We start from the raw sequence: 16,406 nt of genomic DNA on the forward strand, positions 1-16,406 counted from the left end.
AGGGGGAGGGGCTAAAGAGCGATTCGCTTGCCGACCATTTGTCCACCTCTCCCACGCGGGAGAGAGCCTGCCCCGGACTTGATCCGGGGTCGACGCGCGCAGCGCGGCGGGAGAGGGGTAGACACAGCAGGCGCCTGCTGCGCAGGCGTCACCCTCTCCCCAACCCCTCCCCCGTCGAGGGGGAGGGGCTAAAGAGCGATTCGTGTATTGCTGCCTCGGCGCGACGACTACGTAAAGATACTCACGAACATAACACCAACTCTATGTGATTCAGCCGATCTGAACAATCCGTGCACAAGCGTAACGGCTACTTCGCGATGGTGCCAGATACCTGAACGTGAAACCATTCACAATGGCACGGCGATGTACACTCCCGCGCGGTTTTGCGGTACATTTACAAGTGATTTCGCGTACATACTCGGGGATTCGATGGCAACCTTGATGGCTGCACCTGCGTTTGCAGGACTGACCGGCGTAACCCGCCGTCTGGTCGCGCAGGGCATCGTCGCCGAAACCGATGCGCGCACGGTGCAGGAAACCGCAATGCGCCAGCGCATTCCGGCCGCCACCCTGCTGCTCGAGCGCGGTTTGGCCACCAGCCAGCAGCTGGCCCGCGCCGCTTCGGAAGAGTTTGGCGTGCCGTTGCTCGATGCCGATGCGCTCGATGTGACGCAGTTGCCGATCCGCCTCGTCAACGAGGAAATCATCACCCAGCACAAGACCCTGCCGCTGTTCAAGCGCGGCAACCGATTGTTCGTGGGGGTGGCCGATCCGACCCATCTGCGCGCGCTCGACGAAATCAAGTTCCAGTCGAACACGGCGGTCGAGCCCATCCTGATCGACGCGCAGCAGCTCGACATCCTGATCGAACAGGCGTTCAACGTCTCCGGCGTGCCGATCGACGATATGATGGAGGACGGCGCACTCGACAGTCTGAGTACCGCCGATCTTGGCGATGTCGAGGGCGAGGAAGGCGGCTACGACGCGACCAAGGAAGACACGCCGATCGTCAAGTTCGTCAACAAGGTGCTGGTCGACGCGATCAAGCGCGGCGCCTCGGATGTCCATTTCGAACCTTACGAATCCTACTACCGCGTGCGCTTCCGCATGGACGGCATCCTGCGTGCCGTAGCGTCGCCGCCGGTCAAGCTGACGCCGCGCATTTCCTCGCGCCTGAAGGTGATGTCCGGGCTGGACATCGCCGAGCGGCGCGTGCCGCAGGACGGGCGCATCAAACTCAACTTGTCCAAGAGTCGCGCGATTGACTTTCGCGTCAGCACCTGTCCGACGCTGTTCGGCGAGAAGGTCGTGCTGCGTATCCTCGATGCGGCGGCCGCGCGCCTGGGCATCGAGAAACTCGGCTACGAGGAGGATCAGAAGCAACTGTTCCTGGAAGCGATCCAGAAGCCTTACGGCATGGTCATCGTGACCGGTCCTACCGGCTCCGGCAAAACAGTATCGCTGTATACGGCGCTGAATATTCTCAACATCGAGGGGCGCAATATTTCCACGGTGGAAGACCCGGTCGAAATCCGGCTGTCGGGGATCAACCAGGTACAGCAGAACGTCAAACGCGGCATGACCTTCGCCGCGGCGCTGCGTGCGTTCCTGCGCCAGGATCCGGACGTGATCATGGTCGGCGAAATCCGCGATGTGGAAACCGCCGAAATCGCGATCAAGGCCGCACAGACCGGTCACATGGTGCTTTCCACCCTGCATACCAACGATGCACCGCAAAGCATTACGCGCCTGATGAACATGGGTATCGCGCCGTACAACATCACATCCTCGGTGACCTTGGTCATAGCGCAACGCCTTGTCCGGCGCCTGCACGAGTGCAAAAAGCCGTTATTTCTCCCCCCCACAGCCTTGCTCGCCGAGGGCTTTAGCGAGAGCGAGATCGCAGACTTGAAGCTCTACGATGCGCTAGGCTGCGCAAGCTGCAACGACGGTTACAAGGGGCGCACCGGCATCTACCAGACCATGCCGCTCAGCGATCCGATTGCGCAGATCGTACTCGCCGGCGGCAACGCACTGAAGATTGCAGAAGCCGCGCGTGCGGCCGGCGTTCGCGATCTGCGCGCTTCCGCCTTGCTGAAAGTGAAAAATGGCATGACCAGCCTCGCCGAAATCAATCGCGTCACCAAGGACTAATCGAGATGGCCACTGCTACCACCGCCACCCGCCGAACCCCCTCGACCGCCGCTCAGGTCGGTCGCACGCGCGCACAAGTCAACCAGCTGAAGGTCTTCAACTGGGTCGGCACCGACAAGCGCGGAGTCAAGCTCAAAGGCGTGCACGAAGCCAAATCTGAAATTCTGGTCAAAGCGGAATTGCGCCGTCAGGGCATCAATCCAACCTCGGTGCGCCTGAAGGCGAAACCGCTGTTTGGCTCAGCCGGGAGCAGAGTCAAGCCTCGCGATATCGCCGTGTTCAGCCGCCAGATTTCGGTCATGATCGCAGCCGGTGTGCCGATGGTGCAGGCCTTCGACATCATCGCGGGCGGTCAGACCAACCCGCGCATGAAGAATATGCTGATCGATATCAAGACCAATATCGAAGGCGGCTCGTCGCTCGCGGAATCGTTGGCCAAGCATCCAGTGCAGTTCGACGAACTCTTCTGCAACCTCGTGAAGGCCGGCGAAACGGCCGGTGTGCTCGACACCGTCCTCGATACCGTGGCCACCTACAAGGAAAACATCGAGGCCCTCAAGAGCAAGATCAAGAAGGCAATGTTCTATCCGACCGTCGTGCTCGCGGTCGCGATCCTGGTCTCGGCCATTCTTTTGATCTTCGTGGTGCCGCAGTTCGAAGCGGTGTTCAACAACATGGGCGCGCAGTTGCCCGCGTTCACCCAGATGATCATGAATGCATCGCGCTTCATGGTCAGGCATTGGTTTATCTTGCTCATCGCCATCATTGGTTTCATTGCCGCGCTGATTTTCGCGTACAAGCGCTCGCCGGCATTCGCGCATTTTTGCGGGCGCGCGGTGCTCAAGCTGCCGGTCGTCGGGCAGATCCTGCACCAGTCCGCGATTGCGCGTTTTGCACGCACACTCGGCGTTACCTTCAAGGCCGGCGTGCCACTGGTCGAAGCACTCGATTCGGTGTCGACCGCTACGGGCAGCCCAATTTACAACGACGCGGTTAAACGCATCCGCGAAGACGTTGCCGTCGGTCACCAGCTGAACTTCGCGATGCGCCAGGCCAATCTGTTTCCGAACATGGTCGTGCAGATGGTCGCGATCGGCGAAGAGGCCGGCTCGCTCGATGCGATGCTGTTCAAGATCGCCGAGTTCTATGAGCAGGAAGTCAACAACGCTGTCGATGCGCTGGCATCGCTGCTCGAGCCGTTCATCATGGTCGTGATCGGTGTGATTGTGGGCGGCTTGGTCGTCGCCATGTACCTGCCGATTTTCAAACTCGCCGCCGTGGTCGGCTAAGGCGCGCGCAGACCGCCATCGCGCATGCTCGATTTCGTTGCGATTCCGGGCGTGGCAATCGCGCTTGCCGCGGTGTTCGGCCTCGTCGTCGGCAGCTTTCTCAATGTCGTTATCCTGCGCCTGCCGGCGCGGCTCATGCACGCGTGGCGCGAGCAGAGCCGCGAGATGCTGGAACTCGATGCCGCAGAACCCGCTGCGCCACCGCCAAGTATTGTTTGGGAACCTTCCCATTGTCCTCAATGCAAACATAAGCTTGGCGCGCTGGAAAATATTCCATTGCTGAGTTGGCTCGCCCTACGCGGGCGCTGTCGACATTGTGGCGCGCGTATCTCCGTCCAATATCCGCTGGTGGAATTGCTCTCCTGCATAAGCTCGGCTTTGATCGTCTGGAAATTCGGCTTTACCTGGCAGGCCGGCGCAGGATTGCTGTTCACCTGGACACTGATCGCGCTAGGCGGCATCGACCTGCACACGCAATTGCTGCCCGATCAATTGACCTTGCCGCTGCTCTGGCTTGGTCTGCTTATCGCATTACTGCCCCTGTTCGTCGCCAGCGAAGCGAGCATACTCGGCGCAGCGATCGGCTACCTGAGCCTGTGGTCGGTCTACTGGCTGTTCAAGCTAGCTACCGACAAAGAAGGCATGGGCTACGGCGATTTCAAACTGCTCGGCGCGCTCGGCGCCTGGATGGGGCCGCTGGCGCTGCTGCCGATCGTGCTGCTGGCCTCGCTGATCGGCGCCATAGTCGGTGGTACTTTTCTTGCGATTCAGGGCCGCGATCGCGCAACGCCGATTCCGTTTGGCCCGTTTCTCGCCGCCGCGGGTTGGGTGCAGCTTTTATTCGGTGAACAGATTTTGTCGCTGTACCAGCACCTGTTCGGCTTTGTGTGAACTCACCTGCGGCTCCTGCTATTGCCGCGTTGACCATCGCCCTGACCGGCGGCATCGCCACGGGCAAGACCACGGTGGCGAACCGTTTTGCCGAACGAGGTGCGGCGATCATCGACGCCGATATCGTCGCGCGCGAACTGGTTGCGCGGGGACAACCGGCACTCGCGGAAATCACGGCCGCTTTCGGTCGTGAAATGCTTACCCAAACAGGGGAACTCGATCGCCGGCACATGCGCGAGCGCGTGCTCGCGAGCGACGCCGAGCGGCGGCGGCTCGAAGCAATTCTGCATCCGCGCGTGCGCAGTGAACTGCTCGCACGCGCTGGCGGCTGCACGGCGCCGTACTGCCTGCTGGTGATTCCGCTGCTCGCCGAGTCGCAGCATGCCTACGACTGGGTCGATCGTGTGCTTGTCGTCGACCTGCCCCGCGCGGAACAACTTGCGCGACTCATGCAACGCGATGGCATGACCGCTGCGCTGGCGGAACGGTCTCTGACAGTCCAGGCAACACGCGAACAGCGTCTCGCTCTGGCCGACGATGTCATCGACAACAGCGGTGTTGCAGAACTGCTGATCGATGCAGTCGAGCGGCTGGATCGGCTTTATCTCACGCTGTCGGCAAGAAAACGTAAAGTATAATTTGAGGGTGCGTCAGGGCACCGCGAGAAACCCTGAAATCCCGGCAATCCCTTGCGCACCAGCCGCCCTTGCGGCATCGAGATCCTCGCGCGCCAGACCGCCGAGTGCATAGACCGGAAGCGGCGCCGCAGCGCATAGCTCCGCGAAACTGGTCCAGCCAAGCGGCGCGCTTTCGGGGTGACTCTGCGTCGCCCGCACTGCGCCGAGTACGACGAAGTCAACCCCGATTGCGGCGGCGTGCGCCAGTTCGTGTGCATCGTGACAGGAGCCCGCTAACCAGCGCTCGCGTCCAATCGGCCGCTCCTTGAGCTGCAACAGTTCTGCAGCCGGCAAATGCACGCCGTCTAACCCGAGTTCGAGGGCGATGTCCAGATTCCCGTTCAGCAGCACGCGTGCACCCGATGCGCCGGCACGCGCCTGCGTCTCGCGCGCGAGCGCGCGCAAGCGATCACGCGACAGGTGTTTTGCGCGCAGCTGCAGGAGCGATGCCCCGCTCGCCAGCGTCTGATCGATACGTTCAAGGAATGCCGCATCGTCATCGCCCGGCTCCGGCGTGATCGCGTAAAACGGTGGCAGGCGCAGCGCGCTGACGATAGGCCGGTCGGGTGGCGGCATGTTCAATCCGCGCAGATCGTCGGCCGAGCGCCAATCCAGCGCCTGGCCCTCGCGTCCCTGCGGTGTACCGGAATAATCGAGCACCTGGTATGCGTCGAGGAAAATGGATTTCTGTGGATACTGCCAGGGCACGCCGATCAGCGGCTCGATCGCGCCGATCTCGACGCCGAGCTCTTCGCGCAGTTCGCGGCGCAGCGCAGCGGGCGCCGTCTCGCCGGGCTCGATCTTGCCGCCCGGGAATTCCCAGGCGCCTGCCAGATGCTTGCCGTGCGGGCGTTGGGTGACGAGCACGCGGCCTTGCGGGTCAATCAGGATACCGGCGACGACGTGAATCACGGCCCCTCTCCCTTGATGGGAGAGGGGTTGGGGAGAGGGTGAGTCGAAGCCAACGGCCGCTTCACCGCCGAACCCTCTCCCGACACGCTTCGCGTGTCGACCTCTCCCACAAGGAGAGAGGTGTAGTGCTGAAAATCAGGCCAAACGCCCGTGGCACTGCTTGTACTTCTTGCCCGAACCGCAGGGACAGGGATCGTTGCGCCCGATCTTGGGTTGGTCGCGCTGCACCGGCGTCTGCACCAGCGGTGGCCGCGGCGCAGTGTCGGCATAGTCCGGCGCGGCGCCCGCGGCAGGCTGCGCGAGTGCGGCGGCTTCGGCATGCTGGAACTCGAGCGCACGCCGCTCCTGATCGCGGCGCTGCTGTTCCTCCAGCTCGGCGACCTCGGATTCGCTGCGGATGCGGATCTGCGCAAGGCGCTGGATCACTTCGGCCTTGACGCGCTCGAGCATAGACTGGAACAGCATGAACGCCTCGCGCTTGTATTCCTGCTTGGGCTGCTTCTGCGCATAGCCGCGCAGGTAGATGCCCTGACGCAGATAATCCATGCTCGCAAGATGCTCTTTCCAGTGCTGGTCGAGCACTTGCAGCAGGAAGAATTTTTCCGCCGCGCGCATGATCTCCGAGCCGTACTGCGTTTCCTTCTCGCGGAAAAAACGCTCGACCTCCGCGATCGCGTGTTCGCGCAAATCTTCGGCATCGAGGTCGTGCTGGGACTCCGCCCAGTGTTTCAGGTCGAGCTTGTTTCCGTAGTCGGTTTCGATCGCGCGATCAAGGCCGGCAAGATCCCACTGCTCGTCGACGCTGTCCGCCGGCACGAAGCGGCGCACAAGTTCGCTGAGCACGTCGTAACGAATGTTGGCGATGTTTTCGCTGACGTTGTCCGAATCGAGCAGCTCGTTGCGCTGCTCGTAGATCACCTTGCGCTGGTCGTTCGAGGTGTCGTCGAACTCAAGCAGGTTCTTGCGGATATCGAAGTTGTGCGCTTCGACCTTGCGCTGCGACTTTTCGATGACACGCGTGATCATCTTGTCCTCGAGCGCCTCGTGTTCCTTCATGCCGAACAGCTGCATCCAGCGCGTGACCCAGTCCGGCGCGAAGATGCGCATCAGCGTGTCTTCGAGCGACAGATAGAAGCGGCTCGAGCCCGGATCGCCCTGGCGCCCGGAGCGGCCGCGTAACTGGTTGTCGATGCGCCGCGATTCGTGACGCTCGGTGCCGATGATGTGCAGGCCACCCGCTGCGACCACGGCATCGTGGCGCTGCTGCCACTCGATGCGATGCGCGTCGCGTTCGGCGTCGCTGGTCTCTGCCGGCAGGCCGGCCAGCTCGGATTCGAGCGAGCCGCCGAGCACGATGTCGGTACCGCGACCGGCCATGTTGGTCGCGATCGTCACTGCGGCCGGACGTCCGGCCTGAGCGACGATCTGCGCCTCGCGCTCGTGCTGTTTCGCATTCAGCACTTCGTGCGTGACGTTTTCCTTCTTCAACAAATTCGACAGCAGCTCCGAGGTTTCGATCGAGGTCGTGCCGACGAGCACCGGCTGCGCGCGCGCGTGGCAATCCTTGATGTCCTCGATCACCGCCTCGAACTTGTAGTTCTGCTTGAGGAAGATGACATCCTGGTTGTCCTTGCGCACCATCGGCTGGTGGGTCGGGATCACCACGACTTCGAGTCCGTAGATCTGCTGGAACTCGTACGCCTCGGTGTCGGCGGTGCCGGTCATGCCGGCGAGCTTGGCGTACATGCGGAAGTAGTTCTGGAACGTGATCGAGGCCAGCGTCTGATTCTCGCGCTGAATCGGCACGCCTTCCTTCGCCTCGACCGCCTGATGCAGGCCGTCCGACCAACGCCGCCCGGCGAGCGTACGACCGGTGAACTCGTCGACGATGATCACTTCGCCGTCGCGCACGATGTATTCCTGATCGCGTCGATACAACGCGTTGGCGCGCAGCGCGGCGTTCAGATGATGCACGACGGCCAGATGCTTGGCGTCGTACAAGGCTTCGTCCGCACCGATGAGGCCATCCGCGCGCAGCACTTCCTCGGCGTGCACCATGCCCTCCTCGGACAGATGCACCTGCTTTTGCTTTTCGTCGACGAAGAAATCGCCGGGGCTGTCTTCCTTTTCCTGGCGCGTGAGCTTGGGCACAATGCGATTGATGCGTGCGTAGAGCTGCGGCGAATCGTCCGAGGGTCCGGAGATGATCAGCGGCGTGCGCGCCTCGTCGATCAGGATCGAATCGACCTCGTCGACGATCGCGTAATGCAGGCCGCGCTGATAACGCTGCTCTTTCGCCAGCGCCATGTTGTCGCGCAGGTAGTCGAAGCCGTATTCGTTGTTGGTGCCGTAGGTGATGTCGGCGGTGTAGGCCTGGCTCTTGTCGCCATGATCCATGCCCGGATAGACGACGCCGACCGTGAGGCCGAGGAAATTGTATACTTTTCCCATCCACGCCGCGTCACGGCGCGCGAGGTAATCGTTCACGGTGACGACATGCACGCCCTTGCCCGCCAGTGCATTCAGGTATACCGGCAGCGTCGCGACCAGGGTCTTGCCTTCGCCGGTGCGCATCTCGGCAATGCGTCCGGAATGCAGCACCATGCCGCCGATCAGCTGCACATCGTAGTGACGCAGGCCGAGCACGCGGCGCGAGGCCTCGCGCACCGTGGCGAACGCATCGGGCAGGAGTTCATCGACGGTTTCGCCGGCAGCGACGCGCTGTTTCAGCGTATCGGTACGTGCGCGCAGATCCGCATCGGACAACGCTTGCAAGCCGGGCTCCAGGGCGTTGATCTTTGCTACCGTCTTGCCCATCTGCCTGAGCAGACGCTCGTTACGACTGCCGAAAATACCGGTCAGGATGCGATTGAACATGAGTTATGAGTCTGATCGTCGATGAGTAGGTGGAGCAGGCCGGCGCGCGGCAACGGCTGAAACAGGAAGGCCGCCTTAACCACGGCGGCCTGTGCGCATTATAGGGGATTTGGGCGCGAGGCGCGCCTTTCAAGGCCGCCGCCGGGAAGATCAAACCCGCTTCGGGACGCCGTGCACAAAGCGATACGGATTCAGGGCACGGCCATTGAGCCAGACCTCGAAGTGGCAGTGCGGACCGGTGGAACGACCGGTGGATCCCACCTTGGCGATGACCTGGCCGAATTCGACGCGCTGGCCGACGCTGACCAGATTCTGCTGGTTATGCGCATAGCGCGTCATGTAACCGTTGCCGTGATCGATCTCGACGACGGTGCCGTAACCGGGCCGTGGGCCCGACCAGACCACCACGCCACCGGCGACCGCCTTGATATTGCTGCCCGCCTCGGCGTCGAAATCCAGTCCCAGATGGTTTTCCTGCTCGCCGTTGATCGGATCGACGCGCTCGCCGAAACCCGAGCCGATGTAGCTGTTGGCCACCGGATAGCCGGTCGGTACCAGCGCACTTTGCAACTTGCGATCGAGCAGCAGGCTTTCAAGCACCGACAGCTGGGTTTCCTGTTGCGCAAACTGGTCGCGCAGACCGGCGATATTGCCGGCGAGGTCGAAGTCCAGCGGATGCGGGGCAGCGCCGGCATCTTCCGCGCCGCCGAGTGCGGGGGCTTTGGTGAAGTCGAACTCGCCGTCTTCGAGCTTGCCGACCTGGGTCAGGCGCTGGCCCAGCGCATTGAGCCGCGTCGCCTGCGCCTGCAGCGAACCCAACTGGAGCGCAAGCGCGTCCATGTCGCGGCGCGAGGACGATTCGAACTGCGCCAGGGTCTGCTGCTGCTGGGCAATCGTGTCACGCATCGCGGCGACATCATGCAGCGCAACGTTGCGCGAACTGGCGAAATGCCGGGCGGCGACAAAGCCGACGCCCATGCATAAAATTGCGCAAGCGGCGATAATGCCGCCGATCTTGCCGCGCACGTGCCAGTGCTGCAAATCCAGCGTGGCCGGTGTCGCGTTGGGTTTTGCGACGATAATGAGTTTCATCGGTTCGCATATTCTCTGAAAGGCACTCTCGAAGCATGACGCTTCGGGAATCGCCTTGGGTTTTCGCCATGCAGTCACCCGATCGATCAGCAAAAAAAGCCGGCCTCACCGCAAAATCCGTCGGTGAAACCGCTCCCGTCGCCGCGCTCGTGGCACGCGCGCGGGCGCTCAATGCGCTCGATCGTCAACTGCGCCAACCGCTGCCGGATGCATTGCGCCGCCAGTGTCGACTGGCAACGGTACAAGCCGGGCGGATCGTCTTTCTGGCGAGTTCCTCGACCTGGGCAACGAAATTGCGTCTTTACCAGAACGCGATCATCGCCCAAGCCCGGGTGACTTCGGGCCTGCCGATCGAGAAATTCACCGTGAAAGTGGCACCTCTGCCCCCTGCTCCCCCGGAGCCGGCAAAACGTAAGCCTCTTTCCAAAGCCAGCGCCGAACATTTGCGGGCGGCGGCTCGGTCCTTTGCCGACCCGGAATTACGGGCCGTTTATTTACGCCTGGCATCCCTTGCCGAATGATTTGCGTCCCTTGCCCGGTTCGGTCTCCCCGAGCCCTTTCCTTGCGCTGCCAAGAATCGCCTGCAGCGTGAAAGCAAACGGCCGTCGATTCCACGACGGCCGTCTTGTTCTGTTACATCGCCTGTGCCGGATGCGCGTACGAGATCGGCGCCTTGGCCTGATCCTCGAAGCTGACTTCTTCCCACGCCTTGGCGTCGGCCATCAGCGCGCGCAACAGCTTGTTGTTGAGTTCGTGGCCCGACTTGTGACCGAAGAACGCGCCGATCAGGCTGTGGCCGAGCAGGTACAGGTCGCCGATCGCATCGAGGATCTTGTGCTTGACGAACTCGTCCTCGTAACGCAGGCCGTCCTCATTGAGCACGCGGTAGTCGTCGAGCACGATCGCGTTGTCCATCGAGCCGCCGAGCGCGAGATTCTTCTCGCGCAGCATTTCGATGTCGCGCATGAAGCCGAACGTGCGTGCGCGGCTGACTTCCTTGACGAACGAGGTCGTGGAAAAGTCGATTTCGGCACTGGACGTGCGGCGGGTGAAAATCGGATGGTCGAAGTCGATCGAGAAGCCGACCTTGAAGCCGTCGAACGGCTCAAAGCGCGCCCACTTGTCGCCTTCGCGAACTGTGACCTGCTTCTTGATTCGGATGAAACGCTTGGCTGCGGCCTGCTCTTCGATACCCGCCGACTGCAGCAGGAACACGAAGGGGCCGGCGCTGCCATCCATGATCGGCACTTCGGGTGCGGACAGGTCGACATACGCATTGTCGATGCCCAGACCGGCAAACGCCGAAAGCAGATGTTCGATGGTTGCGATGCGCACGCCACCCTGGACGAGGGTGCTGGAAAGGCGCGTGTCGCCGATATTTTCACTGCGGGAGCGAATCTCCACCGGCTGCGCAAGGTCCACGCGGCGAAAAATAATGCCGGTGTCGACAGCCGCAGGACGCAGCGTCATGTAAACCTTTTCGCCCGTATGGAGACCAACACCCGTCGCCCGGATCACGTTCTTGAGCGTACGTTGTTTGATCATTTTTTTTGAACCCCTGGGGCAGGAGCGGACAAAACGGCATGAACTCTAACACAGGGTCTTTGCCGAGAGAAGTAAAACGAGGTAAGGAACCAACAGCTGTTGTAAATGTGCAACATGGCGGCCCATATTATCCGCCAATCAAGGCCCACGCGCACGATTACAACGGGCGCATTGCGCACCTTAAGACAACGATGCGTTGCGCGGCTGTGCCGCCGCGCAACCCAGGACTGACCAGCGCGAACCGCTTGGGAATCAGTCCGCCTGACGTCGCAAGAACGCCGGGATATCCAGATAGTCCACCTGCGTCTCCGGCCCCGCCGTGGCAGCCGCCTTGGCTGCCTCGCCGACCGCAATACGCGACGCACCACCACGCTGCACCGGCTGGATGTAGTCGTCGATCGGCATATTGTCGGTGCCGGTGCGCGCTACCAGCCGCGGCCGCGTTGCGATCATCGGCTCCTCACGGCGCGTGGTCTGGCGCATCGCGGCACGGTTCAAACCGGTCGCGACCACGGTCACGCGCACATTGTCCTGCAGCTCCTGATCGAGCGCAGTGCCGATCACGACGGTCGCATCTTCCGAGGCGAACTGGTGCACGACCTGGCCGATTTCGTCGAACTCGCGCATGGTCAGGTTCGGACCCGCGGTGACGTTGACCAGAATGCCGCAGGCGCCGGACAGGTTCACGTCCTCGAGCAACGGGTTGTTGATCGCCGCCTCCGCCGCCGCCACCGCCCGATCGTCGCCGCGCGCGATGCCGGTGCCCATCATTGCCATGCCCATTTCGCTCATTACGGTGCGCACATCGGCAAAGTCGACGTTGATCAGACCCGGACGCGTGATCAGATCGGCAATGCCCTGCACCGCGCCGAGGAGTACATCGTTGGCCGACTTGAATGCGGACAGCAGGGTGACTTCATGGCCGAGCACGCTGAGCAGTTTTTCGTTGGGCACGGTGATCAGCGAGTCGACATATTGCTGCAGATCCTCGATACCCTTCATCGCCACCTGCATGCGCCGGCGGCCTTCGAACGGAAACGGCTTGGTCACCACGGCCACGGTCAGGATGCCCAGCTCCTTGGCCAACTGCGCCACCACCGGCGCCGCACCGGTACCGGTGCCGCCACCCATGCCGCAGGTGATGAACACCATATCGGCGCCCGTGAGCAGTTCCACGATGCGCTCGCGATCCTCGAGCGCGGCCTGGCGGCCGACCTCGGGATTCGCGCCCGCGCCGAGGCCCTTGGTCACATTACTGCCAAGTTGCAGCGTGAGTTTGGCGCCGCTCTGCTTGAGCGCCTGCGCATCGGTATTGGCGCAGACGAAGTCCACCCCTTCGATGTGAGAATTAACCATGTGGCTGACTGCATTGCCGCCGCCACCGCCGACACCGATTACCTTGATCACCGCATTGGGTGCGAGTTTTTCGACGAGTTCAAACATGTTCCCTTACCTCCGCTAGTCAGTTATCGCTTGCTGTAGTTATCGAACACCACGCTGCATTCCTCGCCGCGATGGCATGTTGCGGCGGACAGGCACATGCCCAGCCGCGACCTTGTCGGATCCGTTTCGGATCCGCAGCACGCATCCTGCGCACTGCTTTTTCTTTCCTTCTCCCCTCGGGAGAAGGTGCCCCTTCAGGGCTGAGGGACGAGCGCTGAGGGCTGGGGATCAAAAGCGGCGGCCTTTACGCTCTTCAGCGCTCAGCCCTCAGCCCTCAGCTCTCGCCTATCAAAACTCCCCCTTGACCCAATGCTTCACCTTGCCCCACAGGCTGCCGACGCTGCCGCCGGCGGATGCGAGCGAACCACGCGGCGAGCCGTCCTGCTTGCTGCCGTAAAGCAGCAGGCCCACGCCGCTGGCGTGGATCGGGTTGCTGACCACGTCGGCCAGGCCGGTCACGTGCTGCGGCAAACCCACGCGCACGGGCAAATGGAACACTTCTTCGGCAAGTTCGATCACACCTTCCATCTTGGCGCCGCCGCCGGTGAGCACGATGCCGGCCGCGACCAGGCTTTCGTAGCCCGAGCGGCGCAGCTCGGCCTGCACCATGCCGAACAATTCCTCGTAGCGCGGCTGCACCCATTCGGCCAGCGTCTGGCGCGCGAGTCGGCGCGGCGGCCGGTCGCCGACGCTCGGCACCTGGATCGTTTCCTCCGCGTGCGCAAGCTGGGCCAGCGCGCAGGCGTACCTGACCTTGATTTCCTCGGCATGCGCGGTCGGCGTGCGGAAACCCTGCGCGATGTCGTTGGTCACCTGGTCGCCGCCGATCGGCAGCGAGGCGGTGTGGCGAATCGCGCCCTGGGTGAAAATCGAAATATCCGTGGTGCCCGCGCCGATATCGACGAGGCAGACGCCGAGTTCGCGCTCGTCCTGCACGAGGATCGCCTTGCTCGACGCAATCGCCGTCGGAATCAGATCGTCGACCTGCAGGCCGCAGCGGTTCACGCACTTGGTGATGTTCTGCGCCGCACTGACCGCGCCGGTGACGATATGCACGTTCGCTTCCAGGCGCACGCCGCTCATGCCGATCGGATGGCGGATGTCCTCCTGCCCGTCGATCACGAATTCTTGCGGCTCCTTGTAGAGCACGCGCTGATCGGCCGGGATCGCCACGGCACAGGCCGCGTCGAGCACGTGATCGATATCGGCAAGGGTCACCTCGCGATCGCGGATCGGCGCGGTGCCGTGCGAGTTGCGCCCGAGGATATGGCTGCCGGAAATGCCCGCATACACCGAACGGATCTCGCAACCGGCCATCAGTTCGGCTTCCTCTACGGCCCGTTGGATCGATTGCACTGTGGATTCGATATCGACCACGACGCCGCGCTTGAGTCCATGCGAGGCATGCGAGCCGATGCCGATCACCTCGACCGGTTCGCCGGGCGTGTATTCACCGACGATGGCGACCACTTTCGAGGTGCCGACGTCCAAGCCGACGATCAGGGATTTTTCACCTTTGCTTTTCATGCATGTCTCTTGTCGAAAGCGTTTGCGTCGGCGGTACGCGCGCCCGCGGGCGGCGCGGAACCGGATTTGTCCGGAGGAGGCTTGTCGCTGCCGGGTTTGTCGCTGGCGGGCGCCGTGGGCACGACCACTGGCCAGCGGATCGCGAAGCCATTCGCATAGCGCAGGTCGGCGCGCGCAAACGTGTTGATGCCACGCCCGGCGGCGAGGCGCGGAAACACATCGAGGAAGCGTTGCAGATGCGCGTCGATATCGTGCTGGCCGAGCATCACTTCGGAGCCGTCGACGAGGCTGAGCTTCCAACTGCCGCGCGCGCTCATGCTCACGCCGGCCAGCGCCAGACCGCTGCCAGTCAGCGTGAGCAGCGTCCTGTTGTAGAAGGCGACCACGTCGGCGAGCGCATCGTCCGGGCCGTCGAGTTGCGGCAAGCCCTGGATCGACTCGGCACCAGACGCGGCGAACAGGGAACCGTTGCGTCCGACCAGGCGTTTGTCGCCCCAGCGCGCGAACGGCTGCTGCTCGAGCACGCGCATCTCGATCGTGTCCGGCCAGCGCTTGCGCACTTCGACATGTTCGACCCAGGGCAGCGTTTCCACCGCGGCGCGTATGTCGTCGAGCTTGATCGCGAAGAACCCGGTGCCGAGATAATTTCTCGCCGCGGCGCGAATCTGTTCGGCGCCGACGTGATTGAACTCCGCCTCCACCTGCAGATTGCGGATCGGCCAGCGCTGCGAGGCGAACCAGCCGTTGAGCACGCCCACCACCGGCAGCACGACCAAGGTCAGCGCGATCGCCCAGGCAAAGAGTTTGAGGATGCGGCGGTTCATGGCTGCCGCTCCGCGTCAGAGGGCTGAGGGCCGAGGGCTGAGGGCTGGGCGACGTCGCGCTCCAGACTGGTCTCCAGAATCCGCCAGCACAGTTCCTCGAACTCGATGCCGACCGCACGTGCGGCTTTCGGCACCAGCGAATGGCTGGTCATGCCGGGTGTGGTATTGACTTCGAGCAGGAAGAATTCGCCCGCTGCATTGCGCATCAGATCGACGCGGCCCCAACCGCTGCATCCGATCGACTCGAACGCGGTGAGCGAGAGTTGGCGGATCGCAGTTTCGCCCGCTTCGTTCAGCCCCGGACAGATGTATTTCGTATCGTCGGCCACGTACTTGGCGTGGTAGTCGTAGAACTCACCGGCCGGAACGATGCGGATCGACGGCAGCGCCTGCCCTTGCAGGATGCCGACGGTGTATTCATCGCCTTCAATCAATTTTTCGACCAGCAATTCACCGTCGTAGCGCGCGGCCAATGCGAAGGCTTCCGCAAAATCGCCTTGCGAGCGAACGCGCGTGATGCCCACGCTGGACCCTTCATGCACCGGTTTGACGATCAGCGGCAACGGTATCGTTTCGATGATTTTCCTGATCGTGGCCTCGGCGAATTCCGCAGTACGTTCACGCGCACCGTCGCGCGCATTGAGCACGCCGAACATAGGAGTCGGCAAGCGTAGGCTTTGCCACACCCGCTTCGTTTTTTCCTTGTCCATCGACAGCGCCGAGCCGAGCACGCGCGAACCGGTGTAGGGCACGCGCAACGAATCGAGCGCGCCCTGCAGCACACCGTCTTCGCCGCCACGGCCGTGCAGGATATTGAACACGCGCGCGAAATGACCCGCGCGCAACGCGTCGAGCAGCGCCGGGATGCCGTCGATCGGATGCGCATCGACACCGCGCGCGCGCAGCGCGGCCAGTACGTTGCGGCCGGAATCGAGCGACACTTCACGCTCCGCGCTGCTGCCGCCCATCGCGACCGCGACCCGACCGAATTGCCTGGCGTCAGCGATGCGCATCATCCATTCCTTCCCGGGCCAGATTTTCCAATTTTCAACCTGCCCGCCGCGGCCAGTTCGTTCGCCGCGACGCCGATATTCCCCGCGCCCATCACCAGCAGCAGATCGCCGTCGCGCAGCAGCGGCGGCAGCACGCTTTTCAGCTGGCGCGGATGCTCGATC

At 62.7% G+C, this 16,406-nt stretch carries 13 protein-coding genes; 5 read left to right on the forward strand and 8 right to left on the reverse strand.

Annotation, left to right across the window (positions count from 1 at the left end; translation table 11 throughout):
* The first annotated feature begins 441 nt into the window (after positions 1-441).
* Genes pilB through coaE form a run of 4 tightly spaced genes read left to right on the forward strand, consistent with a single transcriptional unit; the run spans position 442 to position 4,972 of the window.
* Positions 442-2,154 carry a type IV-A pilus assembly ATPase PilB gene (pilB, locus tag VIE67_RS03250; protein WP_332023226.1) on the forward strand — a complete coding sequence of 571 codons (1,713 nt, stop codon included), beginning with the start codon at positions 442-444 and terminating at the stop codon, positions 2,152-2,154.
* A gap of 5 nt (positions 2,155-2,159) precedes the next feature.
* Positions 2,160-3,443 carry a type II secretion system F family protein gene (locus VIE67_RS03255; protein ID WP_332023228.1) on the forward strand — a complete coding sequence of 428 codons (1,284 nt, stop codon included), beginning with the start codon at positions 2,160-2,162 and terminating at the stop codon, positions 3,441-3,443.
* A gap of 24 nt (positions 3,444-3,467) precedes the next feature.
* Complete coding sequence (locus VIE67_RS03260; RefSeq protein WP_332023230.1) at positions 3,468-4,334, forward strand: prepilin peptidase; 867 nt, start codon at positions 3,468-3,470, stop codon at positions 4,332-4,334.
* 20 nt (positions 4,335-4,354) lie between these two features.
* Entirely contained in the window at positions 4,355-4,972 is a 618-nt protein-coding gene (coaE, locus tag VIE67_RS03265; RefSeq protein ID WP_332023249.1) for a dephospho-CoA kinase, read from the forward strand.
* Between the two features lie 12 nt (positions 4,973-4,984).
* Here the strand turns inward: coaE and VIE67_RS03270 are convergent, their stop codons facing one another.
* The 3 genes from VIE67_RS03270 to VIE67_RS03280 all read right to left on the reverse strand — a co-directional run bounded on the left by VIE67_RS03270 (position 4,985) and on the right by VIE67_RS03280 (position 9,892).
* A complete protein-coding gene (locus VIE67_RS03270) occupies positions 4,985-5,923 on the reverse strand; it encodes a Nudix family hydrolase (protein WP_332023232.1) in 939 nt (312 codons plus the stop codon).
* Positions 5,924-6,058: 135 nt separating this feature from the next.
* Positions 6,059-8,800: a preprotein translocase subunit SecA gene (gene secA / locus VIE67_RS03275; protein WP_332023234.1), complete on the reverse strand. Its 2,742-nt coding sequence runs from the start codon at positions 8,798-8,800 to the stop codon at positions 6,059-6,061.
* Between the two features lie 150 nt (positions 8,801-8,950).
* Positions 8,951-9,892 carry a M23 family metallopeptidase gene (locus VIE67_RS03280; protein ID WP_332023236.1) on the reverse strand — a complete coding sequence of 314 codons (942 nt, stop codon included), beginning with the start codon at positions 9,890-9,892 and terminating at the stop codon, positions 8,951-8,953.
* Between the two features lie 68 nt (positions 9,893-9,960).
* On the opposite strand from VIE67_RS03280, the gene VIE67_RS03285 reads away from it, so the two are divergent.
* Complete coding sequence (locus VIE67_RS03285; protein WP_332023238.1) at positions 9,961-10,413, forward strand: DciA family protein; 453 nt, start codon at positions 9,961-9,963, stop codon at positions 10,411-10,413.
* A 112-nt stretch (positions 10,414-10,525) separates the two neighbouring features.
* Here VIE67_RS03285 and lpxC read toward each other — a convergent pair whose 3' ends face one another.
* The 5 genes from lpxC to VIE67_RS03310 form a co-directional block, all read right to left on the reverse strand.
* Positions 10,526-11,437, reverse strand: a complete 912-nt coding sequence (gene lpxC / locus VIE67_RS03290) for a UDP-3-O-acyl-N-acetylglucosamine deacetylase (protein WP_332023240.1) — start codon at positions 11,435-11,437, stop codon at positions 10,526-10,528.
* A 252-nt stretch (positions 11,438-11,689) separates the two neighbouring features.
* Positions 11,690-12,880, reverse strand: a complete 1,191-nt coding sequence (gene ftsZ, locus VIE67_RS03295; protein ID WP_332023242.1) for a cell division protein FtsZ — start codon at positions 12,878-12,880, stop codon at positions 11,690-11,692.
* 288 nt (positions 12,881-13,168) lie between these two features.
* The gene (ftsA, locus tag VIE67_RS03300) at positions 13,169-14,407 is read right to left on the reverse strand and encodes a cell division protein FtsA (protein WP_332023243.1); all 1,239 of its coding nucleotides are present in this window, start codon (positions 14,405-14,407) and stop codon (positions 13,169-13,171) included.
* Positions 14,404-15,231, reverse strand: a complete 828-nt coding sequence (locus VIE67_RS03305; RefSeq protein ID WP_332023245.1) for a cell division protein FtsQ/DivIB — start codon at positions 15,229-15,231, stop codon at positions 14,404-14,406. Before VIE67_RS03305 ends, ftsA begins: the two co-directional genes overlap by 4 nt.
* The gene (locus VIE67_RS03310; protein WP_332023247.1) at positions 15,228-16,244 is read right to left on the reverse strand and encodes a D-alanine--D-alanine ligase; all 1,017 of its coding nucleotides are present in this window, start codon (positions 16,242-16,244) and stop codon (positions 15,228-15,230) included. Before VIE67_RS03310 ends, VIE67_RS03305 begins: the two co-directional genes overlap by 4 nt.
* Positions 16,245-16,406 lie beyond the last annotated feature (162 nt).

Source organism: Rudaea sp. (assembly GCF_036560865.1).
Lineage (GTDB): Bacteria > Pseudomonadota > Gammaproteobacteria > Xanthomonadales > Rhodanobacteraceae > Rudaea.

Excerpts from the sequence above, each read along its gene's own strand:
- ftsZ (WP_332023242.1), bottom strand. The coding sequence starts at position 12,880 with ATGTTTGAACTCGTCGAAAAACTCGCACCCAATGCGGTGATCAAGGTA.
- VIE67_RS03305 (WP_332023245.1), bottom strand. The coding sequence starts at position 15,231 with ATGAACCGCCGCATCCTCAAACTCTTTGCCTGGGCGATCGCGCTGACC.
- lpxC (WP_332023240.1), bottom strand. The coding sequence starts at position 11,437 with ATGATCAAACAACGTACGCTCAAGAACGTGATCCGGGCGACGGGTGTT.
- pilB (WP_332023226.1), top strand. The coding sequence starts at position 442 with ATGGCTGCACCTGCGTTTGCAGGACTGACCGGCGTAACCCGCCGTCTG.
- VIE67_RS03260 (WP_332023230.1), top strand. The coding sequence starts at position 3,468 with ATGCTCGATTTCGTTGCGATTCCGGGCGTGGCAATCGCGCTTGCCGCG.
- VIE67_RS03285 (WP_332023238.1), top strand. The coding sequence starts at position 9,961 with ATGCAGTCACCCGATCGATCAGCAAAAAAAGCCGGCCTCACCGCAAAA.
- VIE67_RS03255 (WP_332023228.1), top strand. The coding sequence starts at position 2,160 with ATGGCCACTGCTACCACCGCCACCCGCCGAACCCCCTCGACCGCCGCT.
- VIE67_RS03310 (WP_332023247.1), bottom strand. The coding sequence starts at position 16,244 with ATGCGCATCGCTGACGCCAGGCAATTCGGTCGGGTCGCGGTCGCGATG.
- VIE67_RS03280 (WP_332023236.1), bottom strand. The coding sequence starts at position 9,892 with ATGAAACTCATTATCGTCGCAAAACCCAACGCGACACCGGCCACGCTG.
- secA (WP_332023234.1), bottom strand. The coding sequence starts at position 8,800 with ATGTTCAATCGCATCCTGACCGGTATTTTCGGCAGTCGTAACGAGCGT.
- ftsA (WP_332023243.1), bottom strand. The coding sequence starts at position 14,407 with ATGAAAAGCAAAGGTGAAAAATCCCTGATCGTCGGCTTGGACGTCGGC.